The organism is Brevundimonas sp. AVps5 (assembly GCF_058681515.1).
The window spans coordinates 1,338,365-1,352,935 of record NZ_CM178740.1 but is presented as its reverse complement, the minus strand read 5'-3'; the positions used below and the strand labels follow the sequence as shown (position 1 = coordinate 1,352,935).

At 67.4% G+C, this 14,571-nt stretch carries 18 protein-coding genes; 6 read left to right on the top strand and 12 right to left on the bottom strand.

Annotation, left to right across the window (positions count from 1 at the left end; translation table 11 throughout):
- Positions 1–5: 5 nt before the first annotated feature.
- The gene (locus ACW18A_RS06935; protein ID WP_492024051.1) at positions 6–815 is read right to left on the bottom strand and encodes a DUF2306 domain-containing protein; all 810 of its coding nucleotides are present in this window, start codon (positions 813–815) and stop codon (positions 6–8) included.
- Positions 816–901: 86 nt separating this feature from the next.
- Between ACW18A_RS06935 and ACW18A_RS06930 the strand changes: the two genes are divergently transcribed.
- Complete coding sequence (locus ACW18A_RS06930; protein WP_492024050.1) at positions 902–1,933, top strand: AraC family transcriptional regulator; 1,032 nt, start codon at positions 902–904, stop codon at positions 1,931–1,933.
- A 104-nt stretch (positions 1,934–2,037) separates the two neighbouring features.
- Here the strand turns inward: ACW18A_RS06930 and tatC are convergent, their stop codons facing one another.
- From tatC to ACW18A_RS06915, 3 genes are read right to left on the bottom strand one after another with little or no spacing between them, the layout of a single operon-like run.
- Positions 2,038–2,919: a twin-arginine translocase subunit TatC gene (gene tatC, locus ACW18A_RS06925; RefSeq protein ID WP_492024049.1), complete on the bottom strand. Its 882-nt coding sequence runs from the start codon at positions 2,917–2,919 to the stop codon at positions 2,038–2,040.
- Entirely contained in the window at positions 2,916–3,479 is a 564-nt protein-coding gene (gene tatB / locus ACW18A_RS06920; RefSeq protein ID WP_492024048.1) for a Sec-independent protein translocase protein TatB, read from the bottom strand. The genes tatC and tatB overlap by 4 nt, the downstream gene beginning before the upstream one ends.
- Positions 3,480–3,505: 26 nt before the next feature.
- Positions 3,506–3,724 carry a twin-arginine translocase TatA/TatE family subunit gene (locus tag ACW18A_RS06915; RefSeq protein WP_492024047.1) on the bottom strand — a complete coding sequence of 73 codons (219 nt, stop codon included), beginning with the start codon at positions 3,722–3,724 and terminating at the stop codon, positions 3,506–3,508.
- A gap of 103 nt (positions 3,725–3,827) precedes the next feature.
- Between ACW18A_RS06915 and rnhA the strand changes: the two genes are divergently transcribed.
- A complete protein-coding gene (rnhA, locus tag ACW18A_RS06910; protein ID WP_492024046.1) occupies positions 3,828–4,274 on the top strand; it encodes a ribonuclease HI in 447 nt (148 codons plus the stop codon).
- Between the two features lie 63 nt (positions 4,275–4,337).
- Positions 4,338–4,937, top strand: a complete 600-nt coding sequence (locus ACW18A_RS06905) for a hypothetical protein (RefSeq protein WP_492024045.1) — start codon at positions 4,338–4,340, stop codon at positions 4,935–4,937.
- Positions 4,938–4,941: 4 nt separating this feature from the next.
- Here ACW18A_RS06905 and ACW18A_RS06900 read toward each other — a convergent pair whose 3' ends face one another.
- From ACW18A_RS06900 to ACW18A_RS06885, 4 genes are all read right to left on the bottom strand, one after another.
- Positions 4,942–5,403 carry an NfeD family protein gene (locus ACW18A_RS06900; protein ID WP_492024044.1) on the bottom strand — a complete coding sequence of 154 codons (462 nt, stop codon included), beginning with the start codon at positions 5,401–5,403 and terminating at the stop codon, positions 4,942–4,944.
- A gap of 14 nt (positions 5,404–5,417) precedes the next feature.
- Positions 5,418–6,398, bottom strand: coding sequence for an SPFH domain-containing protein (locus ACW18A_RS06895; protein WP_492024043.1), 981 nt, complete (start codon positions 6,396–6,398; stop codon positions 5,418–5,420).
- Positions 6,399–6,523: 125 nt separating this feature from the next.
- Complete coding sequence (locus ACW18A_RS06890; RefSeq protein WP_492024042.1) at positions 6,524–7,063, bottom strand: hypothetical protein; 540 nt, start codon at positions 7,061–7,063, stop codon at positions 6,524–6,526.
- Between the two features lie 138 nt (positions 7,064–7,201).
- Positions 7,202–7,618, bottom strand: coding sequence for an NUDIX hydrolase (locus ACW18A_RS06885; RefSeq protein WP_492024041.1), 417 nt, complete (start codon positions 7,616–7,618; stop codon positions 7,202–7,204).
- 80 nt (positions 7,619–7,698) lie between these two features.
- On the opposite strand from ACW18A_RS06885, the gene ACW18A_RS06880 reads away from it, so the two are divergent.
- Positions 7,699–9,105 carry an FAD-binding oxidoreductase gene (locus ACW18A_RS06880; RefSeq protein ID WP_492024040.1) on the top strand — a complete coding sequence of 469 codons (1,407 nt, stop codon included), beginning with the start codon at positions 7,699–7,701 and terminating at the stop codon, positions 9,103–9,105.
- On the opposite strand, the gene ACW18A_RS06875 is transcribed toward ACW18A_RS06880, so the two are convergent.
- Both ACW18A_RS06875 and ACW18A_RS06870 read right to left on the bottom strand, forming a co-directional pair.
- Entirely contained in the window at positions 9,102–10,208 is a 1,107-nt protein-coding gene (locus ACW18A_RS06875) for a serine hydrolase domain-containing protein (RefSeq protein WP_492024039.1), read from the bottom strand. The two genes, ACW18A_RS06880 and ACW18A_RS06875, sit on opposite strands and share 4 nt — an antisense overlap.
- A 70-nt stretch (positions 10,209–10,278) precedes the next feature.
- A complete protein-coding gene (locus ACW18A_RS06870; protein WP_492024038.1) occupies positions 10,279–11,082 on the bottom strand; it encodes a helix-turn-helix transcriptional regulator in 804 nt (267 codons plus the stop codon).
- A gap of 104 nt (positions 11,083–11,186) precedes the next feature.
- Here ACW18A_RS06870 and yaaA point away from each other — a divergent pair, with 104 nt between their 5' ends.
- Together yaaA and ACW18A_RS06860 are read left to right on the top strand one after the other, a co-directional pair.
- Positions 11,187–11,960, top strand: a complete 774-nt coding sequence (gene yaaA, locus ACW18A_RS06865) for a peroxide stress protein YaaA (protein ID WP_492024037.1) — start codon at positions 11,187–11,189, stop codon at positions 11,958–11,960.
- A gap of 109 nt (positions 11,961–12,069) precedes the next feature.
- Positions 12,070–12,918 (top strand): 3-hydroxybutyrate dehydrogenase, encoded by an 849-nt coding sequence (locus tag ACW18A_RS06860; RefSeq protein WP_492024357.1) that lies wholly within the window; start codon positions 12,070–12,072, stop codon positions 12,916–12,918.
- Between the two features lie 175 nt (positions 12,919–13,093).
- Here ACW18A_RS06860 and ACW18A_RS06855 read toward each other — a convergent pair whose 3' ends face one another.
- On the bottom strand, positions 13,094–13,999 hold the full coding sequence (locus ACW18A_RS06855; RefSeq protein ID WP_492024036.1) for an L-threonylcarbamoyladenylate synthase: 906 nt from the start codon (positions 13,997–13,999) through the stop codon (positions 13,094–13,096).
- 5 nt (positions 14,000–14,004) lie between these two features.
- The gene (locus ACW18A_RS06850) at positions 14,005–14,571 is read right to left on the bottom strand and encodes a YceI family protein (RefSeq protein ID WP_492024035.1); all 567 of its coding nucleotides are present in this window, start codon (positions 14,569–14,571) and stop codon (positions 14,005–14,007) included.

The following is a 14,571-nucleotide window of genomic DNA, read 5'->3' as shown; positions in this document are numbered from 1 at the left end:
GACCCTCAGGCCGCGACCGCCGCCTTCACCCGCCGACGGCGCCAGTCGTCGAAGCGGACCTTGCCCAGCCAGAACAGCATGACCGGCAGCGGTGCCAGGGCGAGGATGTACAGCAGCGGGGAGTTCTGCACGGCCTCGGGAAACACCTGCATCTGCCCAAGGAAGAACGACCCTGAGGCGATGAACAGCGAAAAGCACATCCGCCACAGGTGCCGGGCGATCCGCGAGACGTTGGACAACTGTTTGCGCACGAGCACATGCAGCTCACCTGCCGCTGCGAAGACCCCGGCGATGGTGAAGAGCAGGAAAGCCTGCGGCGGCGAGCCGTCCACCGTGCCGCTGGGGCTGGCCGCCCCCATCCGCATGAAGATCACGCCGGCGGCGGTAATGGAGAGGGCGACGATCAGCCCGATGACCTCCGGGGTGCCGGCCTTCACGTCCCGCCGTCGAGCCGCCATGGCCCCACTGACCAGAAGGTACAGCGCCATGATCCCGGCGACGAAGTTGGGCCGCTGTCCGGTTTCAAGGAACGGCGCCACGCCCGCGCCGATGGCGTAGGCCATGAACATCGCCAGAAAGAACACCGATCCCGCCGCGCGGTGGATCCGCTGGCCCTTGCGCGAGGCCAGGGCGACGACGCCGGTGATCATCCCGATCGCCCCGCCGGCGATGTGCGCCCAGAGCAGGGCGTTGGCGCCAAGATGCATCCAGGCCGGATCGCCGGGCCTGGCCTGCAGAGTGTCTGCCAGGGCGACTGACGGAAGCAGCGCGGCGACGGCGAACAGGACAGGTAAGACGAGAATCCGGGGTTTCATGGACCCTTCCTTACCAATAGATGCGGCGGGTGCCATGATCGTGCGTACCGCACGCATGATCGTTCGTAACACCGGGGGCCGGATCGATGTCGAACCTGACGACGTCAGCAGGAGTCGCAGCCGGCCTGATCGCGTTCGCCGTCCAGCGAGGCGCTGATCGTGCCGCGCTCATGGGCCGGGCCGGCCTGCACCCCGCCGACCTGGAGGACCCCGACGCCCGCCTGGCGTTCGAGACCTATGTGGCCCTGATGCGGGCGGCCCAGGACCTCTGCGGCGACCCGGCGCTGGCCCTTCATTTCGGCGAGGCAGTCGACCTGGCGGAGGTGTCGATCGTCGGGCTGATCATGAATGCCTCGGCCACCATGGGTGAGGCGTTCGCCCAGATGCAGCGCTTCGGCCGGCTGACGCTGGAGACCGAGGGGCTCAGTGACGGGCCTCGCTTCGTGCTGACCGCGCGCGACGGCCAGCTCTGGATGGTCGATACGCGCGCTGATCCCGACACCTTCCCCGAACTGAGCGAAGGAGCCTTCGTCCGGCTGGTCTGCGGCCCGCGCCGCTTCCTGCCCGAGCCGCACGTTCTGGAGGTGCAGTTTTCCCATCCGGCACCGGCCTGGAGAGCCGAGCACGACCGCATCTTCCAGTGCCCGGTGTCCTTCTCCAGTGGCTGGAACGCCATGCGGCTCGACCCGCGCATCGCGACCTGGCCCGTGGCGCTTCAGCCGCGCTATGTGTTCGGCGTCCTGACGCAGCGCGCTGACGGCCTGCTCCAGGAGCTCGAGGACCGGAAGACCGTCCGCGGCCGGGTCGAGGCTGTGCTGCTTCCGCTGCTGCACACCGGCGAGGTCGGCGCCGAGGCCGTCGCCCGAGCCCTCGGCTTCAGCCGCCAGACCCTGTTCCGCAAGCTCAAGGCCGAGGACGCCACCTACGAACAGGTGCTTGACGCCCTGCGCCACCGCATGGCGCTGCGCTACCTGGCCGGTGCCAGGGCCTCGGTCAACGAGACCGCCTACCTCGTCGGCTTCTCCGAAGCCGCCGCCTTCTCCCGCGCCTTCAAACGCTGGACCGGCAAGAGCCCCCGCGAGGTCCAGGGCGGGAAATCAGATGGGGCTGCAGATTGAAGGCCGTGGCTGGCCAGGAACCGCCGGGCCGTCTACCCGACAGGGTCCCCAAGGCTGACGTCGTCAACCGCCGCCTTGGGTCGACAACCGACGTCCTGTCCTGTTCAGGCGGCGGCCAGGTCTTCCGCGTCGTCGTCCGTCTTGCGACGAAGCTCGATCAGCCGGACGCACCAGATCGAGATCTCGTAGAGGATGCACAGGGGCACGGCGAGCATCAGCTGGCTGATGGGGTCCGGCGGCGTCACGATGGCGGCCAGGACCACAACGCCGACGATGGCATAGCGGCGGCCCTCGCTCATGAACTTCGACGTGATCAGCCCGGCCAGACCCAGCAGGGTCATCACAACCGGCAGCTGGAAGCAGAGGCCGAAGGCAAGCACGAGGGCGGTCACCAGGTTCAGATACTCCGACACCTTGGGCAGCAGGGCGACGGCCACCGTCTCCGAGCTGATCTGCTGGCTCAGCGAGAACCACATGACGAACGGCAGCATGACGAAATAGACCAGCGCCGCCCCCAGCAGGAAAAGCAGGGGAGATGCCACCAGGAAGGGCAGGAAGGCACCCTTTTCATTGCGATACAGGCCCGGGGCGACGAACCTGTAGAGTTGGAAAGCCAACACCGGGAAAGCCAGGAAGACCGCCCCGAAACCGGCCAGCTTCATCTTGGTGAACAGGATTTCCAGCGGTGCCGTATAGATCAGCTGCGCCGCCTCGTTCGTGGTGGGCGGCATCGGATAGATGCCGGCCGTGACCAGGATCAGGTCGACCGGCGAGACACTGTGCCCGACCATATTGGCGTGCAGGGCGCTGGCCGCCGCGAACGGCTTGACCAGAAACACATAGATCGGGCCGGCGAAGAAGAAGCAGAGGATGAAGGCCAGGCCGAACGCCACGACGCAGGTCACCAGCCGGCCACGCAGCTCGACCAGGTGATCCATCAACGGCGCACGCGACGCTTCGATCTCGGCTTCGTCGCGGTCGGTCATTCGGCGGTCTTGGGCTTACGCGGCGCGCGCGGCTTCACAGCCTTGGGGGCTGCAGTCTTCGCTGCGGGCCTGGCGGCCGGTTTGGCGCGCAGCGTCGGCGCGGGAGCCGCCGCAGCTTTGGTGGCGGTCGCGCGGGCCTTGCGGGGCTTCGCCGTGGCTGCAGGCACGACCGGAGGCGTCGTCGCCGGTTCGGGGAACTCCGGCTGGTCCAGCATCACCGAACGAGGCGGCGGCTCGACATAGGCGGGTGCTTCCAGCTCGGCCTTGATGTCCTTGAAGGCGGCGTTGGCCTCGTCGCCGAGGCGGACCATCCCCTGCCCCACCGATCCCTGACCGTCGCGCAGCGCCTGGACCTCCTTGCGCAGCTCGTCGAGTTCGGACTGACGCGCCATCTCGTCGAAGCTGGCGCGGAACTCATTGGCCATGCCGCGCGCCTTGGCGACCATCTTGCCCAGTTGGCGCAACATTCCGGGCAGCCGCTCAGGTCCGACCACGAGCAGGGCGACGATGCCGATCACGAGATATTCGAGGCCCCCGATCCCGGGGCCGAGGCCGCCCATGCGTCAGGCTCTTTCCCGTACCGGACCTAGCGCTTCAGCTCTTCCTTTTCCGCGTCGGTGCGCGGCAGGCTGGACACACCCTCGGTCGGGCCGTCCTTCTTGTCCTCTTCCTTCAGGCCATCCTTGAACGCCTTGATGCCCTTGGCGGCGTCGCCCATCAGGCCCGAAATCTTGCCCTTGCCGCCGAACAGCAGGGCGACGACGACGATGACGATGGCCCAATGCCAGATGCTGAAGCTGCCCACGGAACGGTCTCCTCGAACGGGCCGGAAGCGACCCGCGTCAAACATAGGGCTCCTATAGTCCAGCGGATGGCGACGCGCCAAGGGAAGCTGTAAGTGCGCGCAAATGAGTCACGTCACCATCCATACAGACGGCGCCTGCAAGGGCAATCCGGGCCCCGGCGGCTGGGGCGCGATCCTGCAGGCGTCAGGCAAGACAAAGGAACTGTGCGGGGGCGAACCCCTGACCACCAACAACCGCATGGAGCTGACCGCCGCCATCATGGCATTGGAAGCCCTGACGCGCCCCTGCAAGATCGACCTTCATACCGACAGCAAATACGTGATGGACGGGATCACCGGCTGGATCCACGGCTGGAAGGCGCGCGGCTGGAAGACGGCCGACAAAAAGCCGGTCAAGAACGATGACCTGTGGAAACGGCTCGATGTCGCCCGCACCCGGCACGAGGTGAAATGGCACTGGGTCAAGGGTCACGCCGGCCACGCGCTCAACGAGCGCGCGGACCAGCTGGCCAACCTCGGGATCGAACGGATGCGAGCCACCTCGGCCTGACGGGGTCCGACGAACGCGGGTCGGCACCTTGCCGACGGGCCAAGGATGAGGTCAGGTCTCCGTATGACCGACCTGACCCCGATTCCCCCCGAAACCGACCCGATCGACAACGGCAAACCGGGCAAGACCCAGCGCGTCTCCGTCGAAGGCACGATCGCCACCGTCTCGGCCATCTCGGCCATGATCGTCGCAGCCGCGTCCATGTTTACGGCGGTGCAGGCGCTCGATGTGTCACGGACGGCGGCCAGGCAGAAGATCTTCGAAACCCAGTTGGCCACCTGCCTGCAGTTCAGCGAACTGACCGCCCGCGCCTCGTCGGACAGTGAAAAGGCCGCAGCCCTGTACGAGGGTCCGATCGACGACGACGTCAGTGCCGAGATCACCGCGCGCATGGAAGCCGGCGACGCCATCTCTACGTCGATCTACCAACAGTATCTGCAGATGACGATGGTCTTCCCTGACGAGATCAGCGACGCCGCCTATGCCGCCAGCGAGAAGCGGGTGGCCCTGTACAACAAACAGGTGGAGGTGCTCGACGCCGGCGTCATCACGGCCCAGGACATCACTGACCTCGAACGACTCTCCGGCGAGGAAACAGATCAGCTGAACGCTGCGTCGAGCGCCTGTCGCGACGAGGTCGGCGTGGTCGCCGGCATCGGCTGACCGGTCAGGCCTCGCGGCGCACCTTCAGCGACGGACCTTCCAGCCGGTCCACCACGACGCTGTCGCCTACGGGCGGGGCGTCCCCGTCGATCAGGGCCACCCATTCGGCGCCGGAAACGAATACCCGTCCCCTGCCCTCGACAAAGGCCTGAACGACCCGCGCCCGCTGCCCGACAAGGCGGAGATCGCGGTCGTTGATGTCCGGATGGTCGTCGGGGTTCACGCGCTGAATCAGCCGGCGCGACAGGGCGGTCGCCAGCACAGTCAGGCCGGCGAACAGTCCGACCTCGACAGCCAGCCCCATTCGCAGACCCAGAACGGTCAGAACCGCGACGACCCCTGCGGCGACCGCGGGCCAGAGCAACCACTCGGTCGACAGGGCCGCTTCAACCGCCAGAAGCAGCACGCCCACGGCCAGCCAGATCCAGAACGGCTGGGAGGCGTAGATGTCCAGAATCACGTCCATCGGTCAGTCCTCCGTCAAGCGGTCGGCGGCACGGCACCGCCGGCCTTGTTCGAACGCGCCGGTGCCGGCGGCGCCGGCCGTGCAGTCTGCTGCTGGGTTCGTGCCAGTCCGACCAGTTCGCCGATACCGGCGATGGTCCCCACCAGGCCGCTCATTTCTGCGGGCACAATGACGGTCTTGGCGGTCGGGTTGCGCGCCAGTTCGGCGAAGGCCTCCACGTATTTCTGGGCCACGAAATAGTTGATCGCGTTGACGTCGCCGCGGGCGATCGCCTCGGACACCATGGCCGTGGCCTTGGCCTCGGCCTCGGCGGCCCGTTCGCGCGCCTCGGCGTCGCGGAAGGCAGCCTCCTTGCGGCCCTCGGACTCCAGGATCGCCGCCTGTTTGGCGCCCTCGGCGCGGGCGATGGCGGCCTGTTTCTCGCCCTCGGCCTCGGTGATGACGGCGCGGCGCTCACGCTCGGCCTTCATCTGGCGGGCCATGGCGTTGGTGATGTCGACGGGCGGGGTCAGATCCTTGATCTCGATCCGGTTGACCTTCACGCCCCACGGCTCGGTCGCCGCATCGATCACGGTCAGCAGGCGCGAGTTGATGTTGTCCCGCTGGAACAGGACCTCGTCCAGATCCATCGAGCCGACCACGGTGCGCAGATTGGTCGAGCACAGCTGGGTGATCGCATAGGGCAGGTTCTCGACCCGATAGGCGGCGCTGGGCGCATCCATCACCTGGATGAAGACGATCGCGTCGACCTTCACCATGGCATTGTCCTTGGTGATGACCTCCTGCTGAGGCACGTCCAGGACCTGCTCCATCATGTTCATCCGCCGGCCGATCCGTTCCACAAAGGGGATCAGGATGCTGATGCCGGGCTTCAGGGTCTTGGTATATTTGCCGAACCGCTCGACCGTCAGTTCCCGCCCCTGGGGCACGATCTTGACGGTGCTGAACACGAAGATGACTGCGAAAACCAGCAGCACGACGGCGAAATAGGTCATTCGGGATCCTCCTGAACGCAAGTTACCCCGACGCGCACCGACACGCCACGGAATCCGGACACCCTGAAACGAAAACGGCGGCCCCCTCCCGGGAGCCGCCGCGTCGCAAAGGATGAGTCGGAAGATTACTCTTCTTCTTCCTCGTCCTCTTCTTCTTCCTCGTCGTCGTAGTCTTCGTCTTCGTCCTCGTCCTCATCTTCCTCGTCGTCGTAGTCCTCGTCGTCGTAGTCCTCGTCTTCGTCTTCGTCCTCATCTTCCTCGTCGTCGTAGTCCTCGTCTTCGTCCTCGTCTTCGTCTTCGTCTTCGTCTTCGTCCTCGTCTTCCTCTTCGTCCTCATCGTCGTCTTCGATGTCGAGGTCGTTCAGTTCGCAGAGGTCGACGTTGAACACTTCTTCGGTGTCGCCGTCATCGTACTCGGCCTGCAGGTCGTATTCGCAGTCTTCCAGCTCGTCTTCGACCGAGATGTTGGCGGTCTCGCCCGGGCCGATCTCTTCGCCGTCCAGGATGTCTTCGTCCCACTCATCGTTCGACGATTCACCGACCTTCAGCGAGACCATGGTCGCGTCGCTGTTGTTGGTCAGCGAGAACGCCACGTCCTGGGCGACAGCGCCGCTCGCGAACAGGATGGCGACGGCCGAAGCCGCCATGAACAGTTTGGTCTTCATCTTTGCAGTCCCCCAACGCCGGCGGGATGCCGGCCGAAGTTATCAAGAGAGCGACCGAGGACGGAATCGTCCGGGCCGTCACCCAAATGTGTCGGCTTTGCAGCCATCCTAGTTAAGTGACGGGACCTGACAGCGCCGTCAAGCGCGCCGCAACGTGCCTGCCCGAGCGATCACTCGCCGCGTCTCATCCCAGGCCACGGCGGCCAGAGCAGCCTCAATAGGCAGGAATACAGCCTCGGCCGCATCGTCACCCGCGACAGGCTCGCCGCCCGTCCATTCGGCGGCGTAGTCGATCAGCACATAGTGTCGTCCCGCCTCGGGAAATATGCCGTCGACGACATCGATCAGGCCGAGAATGCGCGCCTCGACGCCCGTCTCCTCGCGCAGTTCGCGGAGCGCCGCATCGATCGCCCGCTCGCCGGGCTCGATCCGGCCGCCCGGCAGGCTCCATTCGCCCATGCGCGGCGGGGTCCCCCGCCGGATCAGGAGGACCTCGTCCCCGCGCAGGCAGACAACGCCGACGGCGGGCACGGGCTTCATGGAGGAATCGCTCATGGTGCCGACTCTAGCCCCTCTTTGGTGGAGCCTGCTTCTTTATGACTGGCATGGAGGGCGACGCTTTGAGACAAGACGTCATGGCCTCTCCCTCCCCCGCCGCCCTCGACGAACTGAAAGCCGCGCTCGGCCCTTCCGGCTGGACCGAAGACCCGACCGAGATCGCCCCCTGGGTCACGGAATGGCGCAACAAGTGGAAAGGGCACACGCCCCTGATGCTCAAGCCGGGCACGACCGCCGAGGTCGCGCGCGCGATGGTGATCTGCGCCCGCCACGGCGTCGCCATCACACCCCAGGGCGGCGGCACGGGCCTGGTCGGCGGTCAGGTGCCCTTCGGCGAGGTTCTTCTGACGACGCGCCGCCTGCGTGCGGTGCGCGACGTGACCCCGCTGGACGACGCCATGACGGTCGAGGCCGGGATCACCCTGCTGGAGGCCCAGCTGCTGGCCGCCGGGGCCGACCGCTTCTTCCCGCTCAGCCTCGCGGCCGAGGGCACGGCGACGATCGGGGGGGTCATCTCGACCAATGCCGGGGGCACGGCCGTCCTGCGCTACGGCATGATGCGCGATCTGGTGCTGGGCATTGAGGCCGTCATGCCCGACGGCCAGGTCTTCAACGGCCTGAAGCGGCTGCGCAAGGACAACACCGGCTACGATTTGAAGCAGCTGCTGATCGGCGCCGAGGGCACGCTCGGCGTCGTCACCGCCGCTACCCTCAAGCTGTTCCCGATCATGCGCAGCCGTGCCACCGCCGTCGTCGGCCTGGCCAGCGCCCATTCCGCCATCCAGCTCCTGGCCCGCGCCAAGGCCGAGACCGGTGGCGGGGTCGAGGCCTTCGAACTGATGAAACGGATCGGGGTCGAGTTCGCGATCAAACATATCCCCGGGGTCCGCGAGCCGCTGGACAGCGTCCAGCCCTGGTACGTCCTGATCGAACTGACCTCGGGCGAACCCGGCGCTGCCGAGTCCGGGATGGAGCGGATCCTGACCGCGGCCTTCGAGGAAGACCTGATCACCGACGCGGCCATTGCCCAGAACGAGACCCAGGTCCGCGACTTCTGGAAACTGCGCGAGGAGCAGTCGGCGGCCCAGCGGCCCGAGGGCGGCGGGTGGAAGCACGACGTCTCTGTCCCCGTCAGCCGCATCGCCGACTTCCTCGACGAGGCCACAGCCGCCGTCGAAGCCTTCGAGCCGGGGGCCCGCGTCTCCGCCTTCGGCCACGTCGGCGACGGCAACATGCATTACGACGTGCTGTGCCCGCCCGGCGGCGACCTGCCCGCCTTCCTTGACCGCTGGGAGGCGGGGGCCCAGGTCGTCCATGACGTCGTCGCCCGCTACGAGGGCTCGATCTCGGCCGAGCACGGTCTGGGCCGCCTCAAGACCGACGAGGCCCGCCGCTACAAGTCTCCGCTGGAAATCTCGACCATGCAGGCGATCCGCAAGGCGATCGATCCCCAGCGGATCATGAACCCGGCGGTGTTGTTCTAGGGCGCGACCAGGGCGGCCAGGGCGCGGTCCGAAATCAGTGAATCGGTCACGCCGTGGGGATTGCGGACACCGAAATTCTCGGTCGTGACCACCACTACGGCTTTGAGCTCCGGCACGATGACCACCTTGTTGCCGCCCGAGCCCGCCATCGCCCAGGCCGCATAGGCTCTCCCCGCGACCGTGTAGGACGGCAGCCAGGTCAGGTAGCCGTAGTCGCCGCGACCGTCGCCGACGGCGGCATGGGGCGTGGTCATGGCCGCGACCCAGTCCGCGGGCAGCACCTGACGGCCGTCCCATCGGCCTTCGTCCAGCAGCAACTGGCCCAGTTTCAGCAGGTCCCGGCTGCGGAGGCCCAGTCCGCCGCCGCCCTGGGCCAGGCCGGTCGGCGACAGTTGCCAGGCCTCCCCGTCGATTCCCAAAGGCTCGAACAGAACCTCATGGGCAAACGCCGGAAGGGGGGTTCCGGTCGCCGACTGCACCACGGCGCCCAGGGTCGTCGTGCCCGTCGTGCAATAACTGAACGAGCGGCCATAGGGTGCCGCCTCCGGCCGGGTCATCCAGGCGGGAAAGCCCCGGATCGGCAGGTCGAAGGCGAACTTCACCCAGTCCTCGATCAGATACATCCGCTCTTCGTTGCCGCGCGAGAACGAGTTGTCATCATCGCATTCCAGCAGGGAGCTCATCGTCAGCAGGTCCTCGACCGTGATCCGGTCCTTGCGGGGATCCGGATTCTCGAACGGGCCGTGGTCGGCGATGAAGGGCATGACCGGCGCCTGCGCATCCGGGATCGCGCCCTGGGCGATGGCCGCTCCAACCAGCATGGCCGTCACCGTCTTGGTCACCGAGCGCGTGTTGCGCCGCCCCTCCGCCCCGGCGTCGTCATAGTAGGTTTCATGGATCAGTCGGCCGTTCTGGGCGACGAGGACGCTGGTGATCTTCTGATACTCACCGGCCCGAATCGCCGTCTCCATTCGCCCGAAGGCTCCAGCCGCGGTCGAATCGGCGGCAGGCGGCTCGACCGGTCCCTCGAAGCGTTGTTGCGCCTGGGCCGTCGAGGCCGTCAGGATCGAGAGGCAGGCGAGGAAAGCGGTACGGCGACGCATGGACGGACTCCTGTTTACGAGGGCTCCATCGCCTGACGCATGGACGCCGTCTTGAACCGGTGAAACATTCTCAGGCGAGCACACCCGCGCTGGCCAGCGGACTGACGCCATAGAGGCGACGATGTTCCCGCGTCATATGACTCTGGTCCGCGTAGCCGGCGATGTGGGCAGCCTCGACCGGCCTCGCGCCCCGAATCAGGGCGGCCATGGCGATATCTGCCCGCCGGACGCGAATGGCGTCGCCAGGACCCTGCCCGAACCATTGGCGATAGGTTCGCGCCAGATGCACAGGGTGCACGCCGATCGCCGCTGCGATGCTCCGGACCTCCAGACCCTGAACCCCGGCCAGGTCGCCGATCATTTCCCTTGCCGTCGTCAACCAGTCCGGCACGGCTCGGTCACCTGCGTTGCGCGTCGTCAGTCCGACCAGGGCGAGTGCCGTGTCCTCCAGCGCCAGCTCGTCTCCGGGTTGGAAGCGGATGCATTCCCCGACCAACCGGCGCGTCACGGCAGCCGAGGCGGCGTCGCTCATCAGGATCGGCCTGCCGCCGGCGATCTCGGCCGAGGCCGGCGTCGAAACCGACAGGAATCGCCCTCCGGCTTCATCAAACAGATCCCGGTGCACGACCCCGGGCGGATTGTAGATCAGGGTTCCGGCCCGGACTCCGCCATCCCTGGCGCGTCCCCTGGCGGCGGCGAGGCTGCGATACCCCTCGTCCAGCGCCAGGATGAAGTGGGCCTCTTCGTGAGAATGCTCGACGACCGCGTCGGGCGGCAGGGTCGCGATCCTGAGCTCGACCTGGAAACCTCCGCCCCGTGCGGACTTGCGCAACGCGCCCAGAAATTCGCCGCGCCCCAATCGCTTTTCAGTCATCGCCGCGCCTTCTGCACGAGCGGCTGATAGCAGGGAACACGCAACCGCTTCAAACCGTCGCCGAACGCGCCTAAAGCCCGCGACTGACGAACGGAGCCTCGCCCTTGTTGATCGTGCTTTCGCCGGCCAAGCGGCTGGACTTCACCGAACCGTCCCACGACGTCGTCGCTACGCATCGGCGCTTCGTCGACGACACCGCGTCTCTGTCGAAGACGGCCCGCAACCAGACCCAGGCCGACCTGCGCCGGCTGATGGGCATTTCGGCCGACCTCGCCAAACTGAACCAGGCGCGCTTCAAGGCCTTCGAGCCCGAGTCACTGGACGCAGGCATCCAGGCCGCCTTCGCCTTCGACGGCGACGTCTATCAGGGGCTGGACGCCCGCACCCTCGGCACTGCCGACCTCGCCTTCGCCCAGGATACCCTGCGTATCCTGTCGGGCCTCTACGGCCTGCTACGCCCGCTGGACCGGATCCAGCCCTATCGACTGGAAATGGGAACCCGACTGAAGACCCGGCGCGGGTCCAGCCTCTACGACTTCTGGGGCGACCGGATCTCGAAACAGCTGAACGCCGACGCGGAGGGCCACACCGACCCCGTGCTCGTAAACCTCGCCAGCCAGGAATATTTCGGCGCGGTGGACGCCAAGGCGCTGAAGCTGCCGGTCGTCACGCCGCATTTCCGCGAGGAAAAGGACGGCGAGAGCCGTATCATCTCCTTCTTCGCCAAGAAGGCGCGCGGGACCATGGCGCGGTTCGCCATCGACGAACGAATCGAAACTGCCAGCGATCTGAAGGCGTTCGACCGCGACGGCTACCGCTTCCAGAAGGCCGCCTCGACGGAGACCGACTGGATATTCACCAGACAAGGAAATTCCTGAGACCGGGTCGCCTTCGCAGTCGCGAAAGGCTAGGCTTACGGCAAACCTGAGACCCGACGACGCGCCCACAGGGGGCGGACAAGGGCAAGAGACGAGAGTGAACGACCCCATGTTTCAGTGGCCCGGCAAGAAGGACGGCTCGGAGACCGAGCGCCCCGTCTATCGCGACCCCAACGATCTCAAGGGCCAGGTGGCCGTCATCTCCGGCTCGACGTCCGGCATCGGCCTGGCCCTGGCCCGGGCGGTCGCCTCGCGCGGCGGCGACGTTGTTCTGAACGGTCTGGGCGATCCCTCCGAGATCGAGCGGACCCGTTCGGAGATGGAGGCCAGTTGCGGCGTCCGCGTGCGCTATCACGCCGCCGATATGTTGAAGGGCGACGAGGTCGCCGACATGGTCGCCTACGCCAGGCACCAGCTCGGGCGGCTGGACATCCTGGTCAACAACGCCGGCATCCAGCACGTCGAGGCGGTCGAGAAATTCCCGTCGGACCAGTGGGAGAAGATCATTGCGATCAACCTCTCCTCGACCTTCTACGCCACCCGCGCCGCCATCCCGATCATGAAGGCGCAGGGCCGCGGCCGGATCGTCAACATCGCCTCGGCCCACGGTCTGGTCGCCAGCCCGTTCAAGTCCGCCTATGTCGCCGCGAAACACGGCGTCCTCGGCTTCACCAAGACCGTGGCGCTGGAAGTCGCGCAGGACAACATCACCTGCAACGCCATCTGCCCTGGCTTCGTCGAGACGCCGATCGTCGAGAAGCAGATCGCCGATCAGGCCCGCACGCGTGGCCTCTCGAAGGATCAGGTCCTGAAGGACGTGATTCTGGCGGCCCAGCCGACCAAGCGGTTCGTCACGACCGACGAACTGGCCGGTATCTTCCTCTATCTGGTGTCGGACCTCGGGGCCTCGGCCAACGGCGCCAGCTTCTCGATCGACGGCGGCTGGACCGCCCAATAGGACGAACGCCGGGGGACGATCTGGGCGACCTGTCGCCGGGCTCCAGGTTCAACACCGAACGGACCTTCCTGAACGACTTGAAAACGCGCGGCCGGGCGGCGGCGGAGGAATGGCTGGGGAGCTGTTTCGGGGATGTGGGGGTGCGATTGAGCGTCGATCTGCAGGCCCGGTTCGGCTACCCCACAAACCCCGCCGCCCGCCTCAGCCGGTCGTTGATCGCCTCGCCGAGGCCCGCCGTCGGCACGGGCGCGACGGCGATGCCCGCGGGCCGCTCCCGGTCCGCCTCGCGCAGCAGCCGGAACAGGTTCGCCGCGGCCTCGCGCAGGTCGCCGGACGGACTCAGGCTCCAGCGCTCGACGCCGGCCCCCGGCCCGAAGCCGAGCAAAATCTCCCCGTCTACGGCGCGCATCGCCTCCAGCCGCACCGGTGACACCGGCGCATAGTGGCGTGTCAGCCGCCCCGGCGATCGATGGCCCTCGCCCGCCCCGTCCAGCGGCCCGACCAGGGCCTCGATCTCCTCGCGTGTCACTGATCCCGGGCGCAGGAGGGAGATCCGCCCGTCCAGCACCGAGACGACGGTGCTCTCGACCCCGACGGCGCAAGGCCCACCGTCCAGGGCCGCGCTCGCGAAAGCGCCGGTCTCCTCCATCGCGTCGGCGAAGGTCGTGGGGCTGGGCCGCCCGGATCGGTTGGCCGAGGGGGCCACCACGGGCTCGCCGAACGCGTCCAGCACCGCCCGCGCCTTCGCATGGCCGGGCACCCGCACCGCGATACTGTCCAGCCCCGCCCGCGCCAGATCGCTGACCGCAGTCATATCCCGACACGGTGCCACGATGGTCAGCGGCCCCGGCCAGAAGGCCTCCGCCAGCCGCCGCGCCGCATCGTCGAAGACGGCGATCCGCTCGGCCGCCACGGCATCTGCGACATGCGAAATCAGGGGATTGAAGCGAGGCCTTCCCTTGGCCTCGAAGATCTTCGCGACCGCTTCGGCATTCCCGGCGGCCGCCGCCAGCCCATAGACCGTCTCGGTCGGCAGGATCAGCAGCTCTCCGGCGCGCAGCGCCGCGACGGCGGCCTCCACGCCGCTCAGCCGACCGTGCGCGTCGCCAGGGACACGTCCACCCTCACCTGCCGTCCGATCAGTCCGTTCCACGGTCCACGCGTTCCGATGCCGAAGGCCGCCCGATCCAGCGAGAAGCCGCCCGTCATCTGCGCCGTCCGCCCTTCGCTGCGCAAGGTCGCGGGGAAGGTCACGGGCCGGGTGACGCCCTTCATCGTGATGTCGGCATGGGCGGTGAACCGCTCACCCCCCACCGGTTCCAGCCGGGTCAGGCGGAAGGCGATGCGGGGGTAACGGCCGGTATCGAGAAAACCTGAGCCGGCCGCTGTGGAGGTCAGGCCGGCGTCGTCCATTCTCAGGGACGCCGCCTCGACGTCGATCGCCACATGGGCGGTCTCGGGCGCTGCCGGATCGAAGCGGATATCGCCCGTCCAGCGCAGGAATCGCCCGGTGCGCGCGCCGACCGGGGTCCCGACCCGCATGGTGATGGCCGAATCGCCCGGGACGACGGCCCAGCGCTCGACCTCGGCCCGACTCGCGCCCGTCACCAGGCAGACCGCCCCGATCAGGAGTGCGAGCAGGGCCCGACGCAT

Coding starts and splice junctions, on each gene's coding strand:
- ACW18A_RS06895 (WP_492024043.1), bottom strand. CDS start 6,398: ATGACCTATTTCGCCGTCGTGCTGCTGGTTTTCGCAGTCATCTTCGTG.
- ACW18A_RS06930 (WP_492024050.1), top strand. CDS start 902: ATGTCGAACCTGACGACGTCAGCAGGAGTCGCAGCCGGCCTGATCGCG.
- ACW18A_RS06880 (WP_492024040.1), top strand. CDS start 7,699: ATGGCCTCTCCCTCCCCCGCCGCCCTCGACGAACTGAAAGCCGCGCTC.
- ACW18A_RS06935 (WP_492024051.1), bottom strand. CDS start 815: ATGAAACCCCGGATTCTCGTCTTACCTGTCCTGTTCGCCGTCGCCGCG.
- rnhA (WP_492024046.1), top strand. CDS start 3,828: ATGAGTCACGTCACCATCCATACAGACGGCGCCTGCAAGGGCAATCCG.
- ACW18A_RS06860 (WP_492024357.1), top strand. CDS start 12,070: ATGTTTCAGTGGCCCGGCAAGAAGGACGGCTCGGAGACCGAGCGCCCC.
- tatB (WP_492024048.1), bottom strand. CDS start 3,479: ATGGGCGGCCTCGGCCCCGGGATCGGGGGCCTCGAATATCTCGTGATC.
- ACW18A_RS06850 (WP_492024035.1), bottom strand. CDS start 14,571: ATGCGTCGGGCCCTGCTCGCACTCCTGATCGGGGCGGTCTGCCTGGTG.
- ACW18A_RS06870 (WP_492024038.1), bottom strand. CDS start 11,082: ATGACTGAAAAGCGATTGGGGCGCGGCGAATTTCTGGGCGCGTTGCGC.
- ACW18A_RS06900 (WP_492024044.1), bottom strand. CDS start 5,403: ATGGACGTGATTCTGGACATCTACGCCTCCCAGCCGTTCTGGATCTGG.
- ACW18A_RS06905 (WP_492024045.1), top strand. CDS start 4,338: ATGACCGACCTGACCCCGATTCCCCCCGAAACCGACCCGATCGACAAC.
- tatC (WP_492024049.1), bottom strand. CDS start 2,919: ATGACCGACCGCGACGAAGCCGAGATCGAAGCGTCGCGTGCGCCGTTG.
- ACW18A_RS06875 (WP_492024039.1), bottom strand. CDS start 10,208: ATGCGTCGCCGTACCGCTTTCCTCGCCTGCCTCTCGATCCTGACGGCC.
- ACW18A_RS06885 (WP_492024041.1), bottom strand. CDS start 7,618: ATGAGCGATTCCTCCATGAAGCCCGTGCCCGCCGTCGGCGTTGTCTGC.
- ACW18A_RS06890 (WP_492024042.1), bottom strand. CDS start 7,063: ATGAAGACCAAACTGTTCATGGCGGCTTCGGCCGTCGCCATCCTGTTC.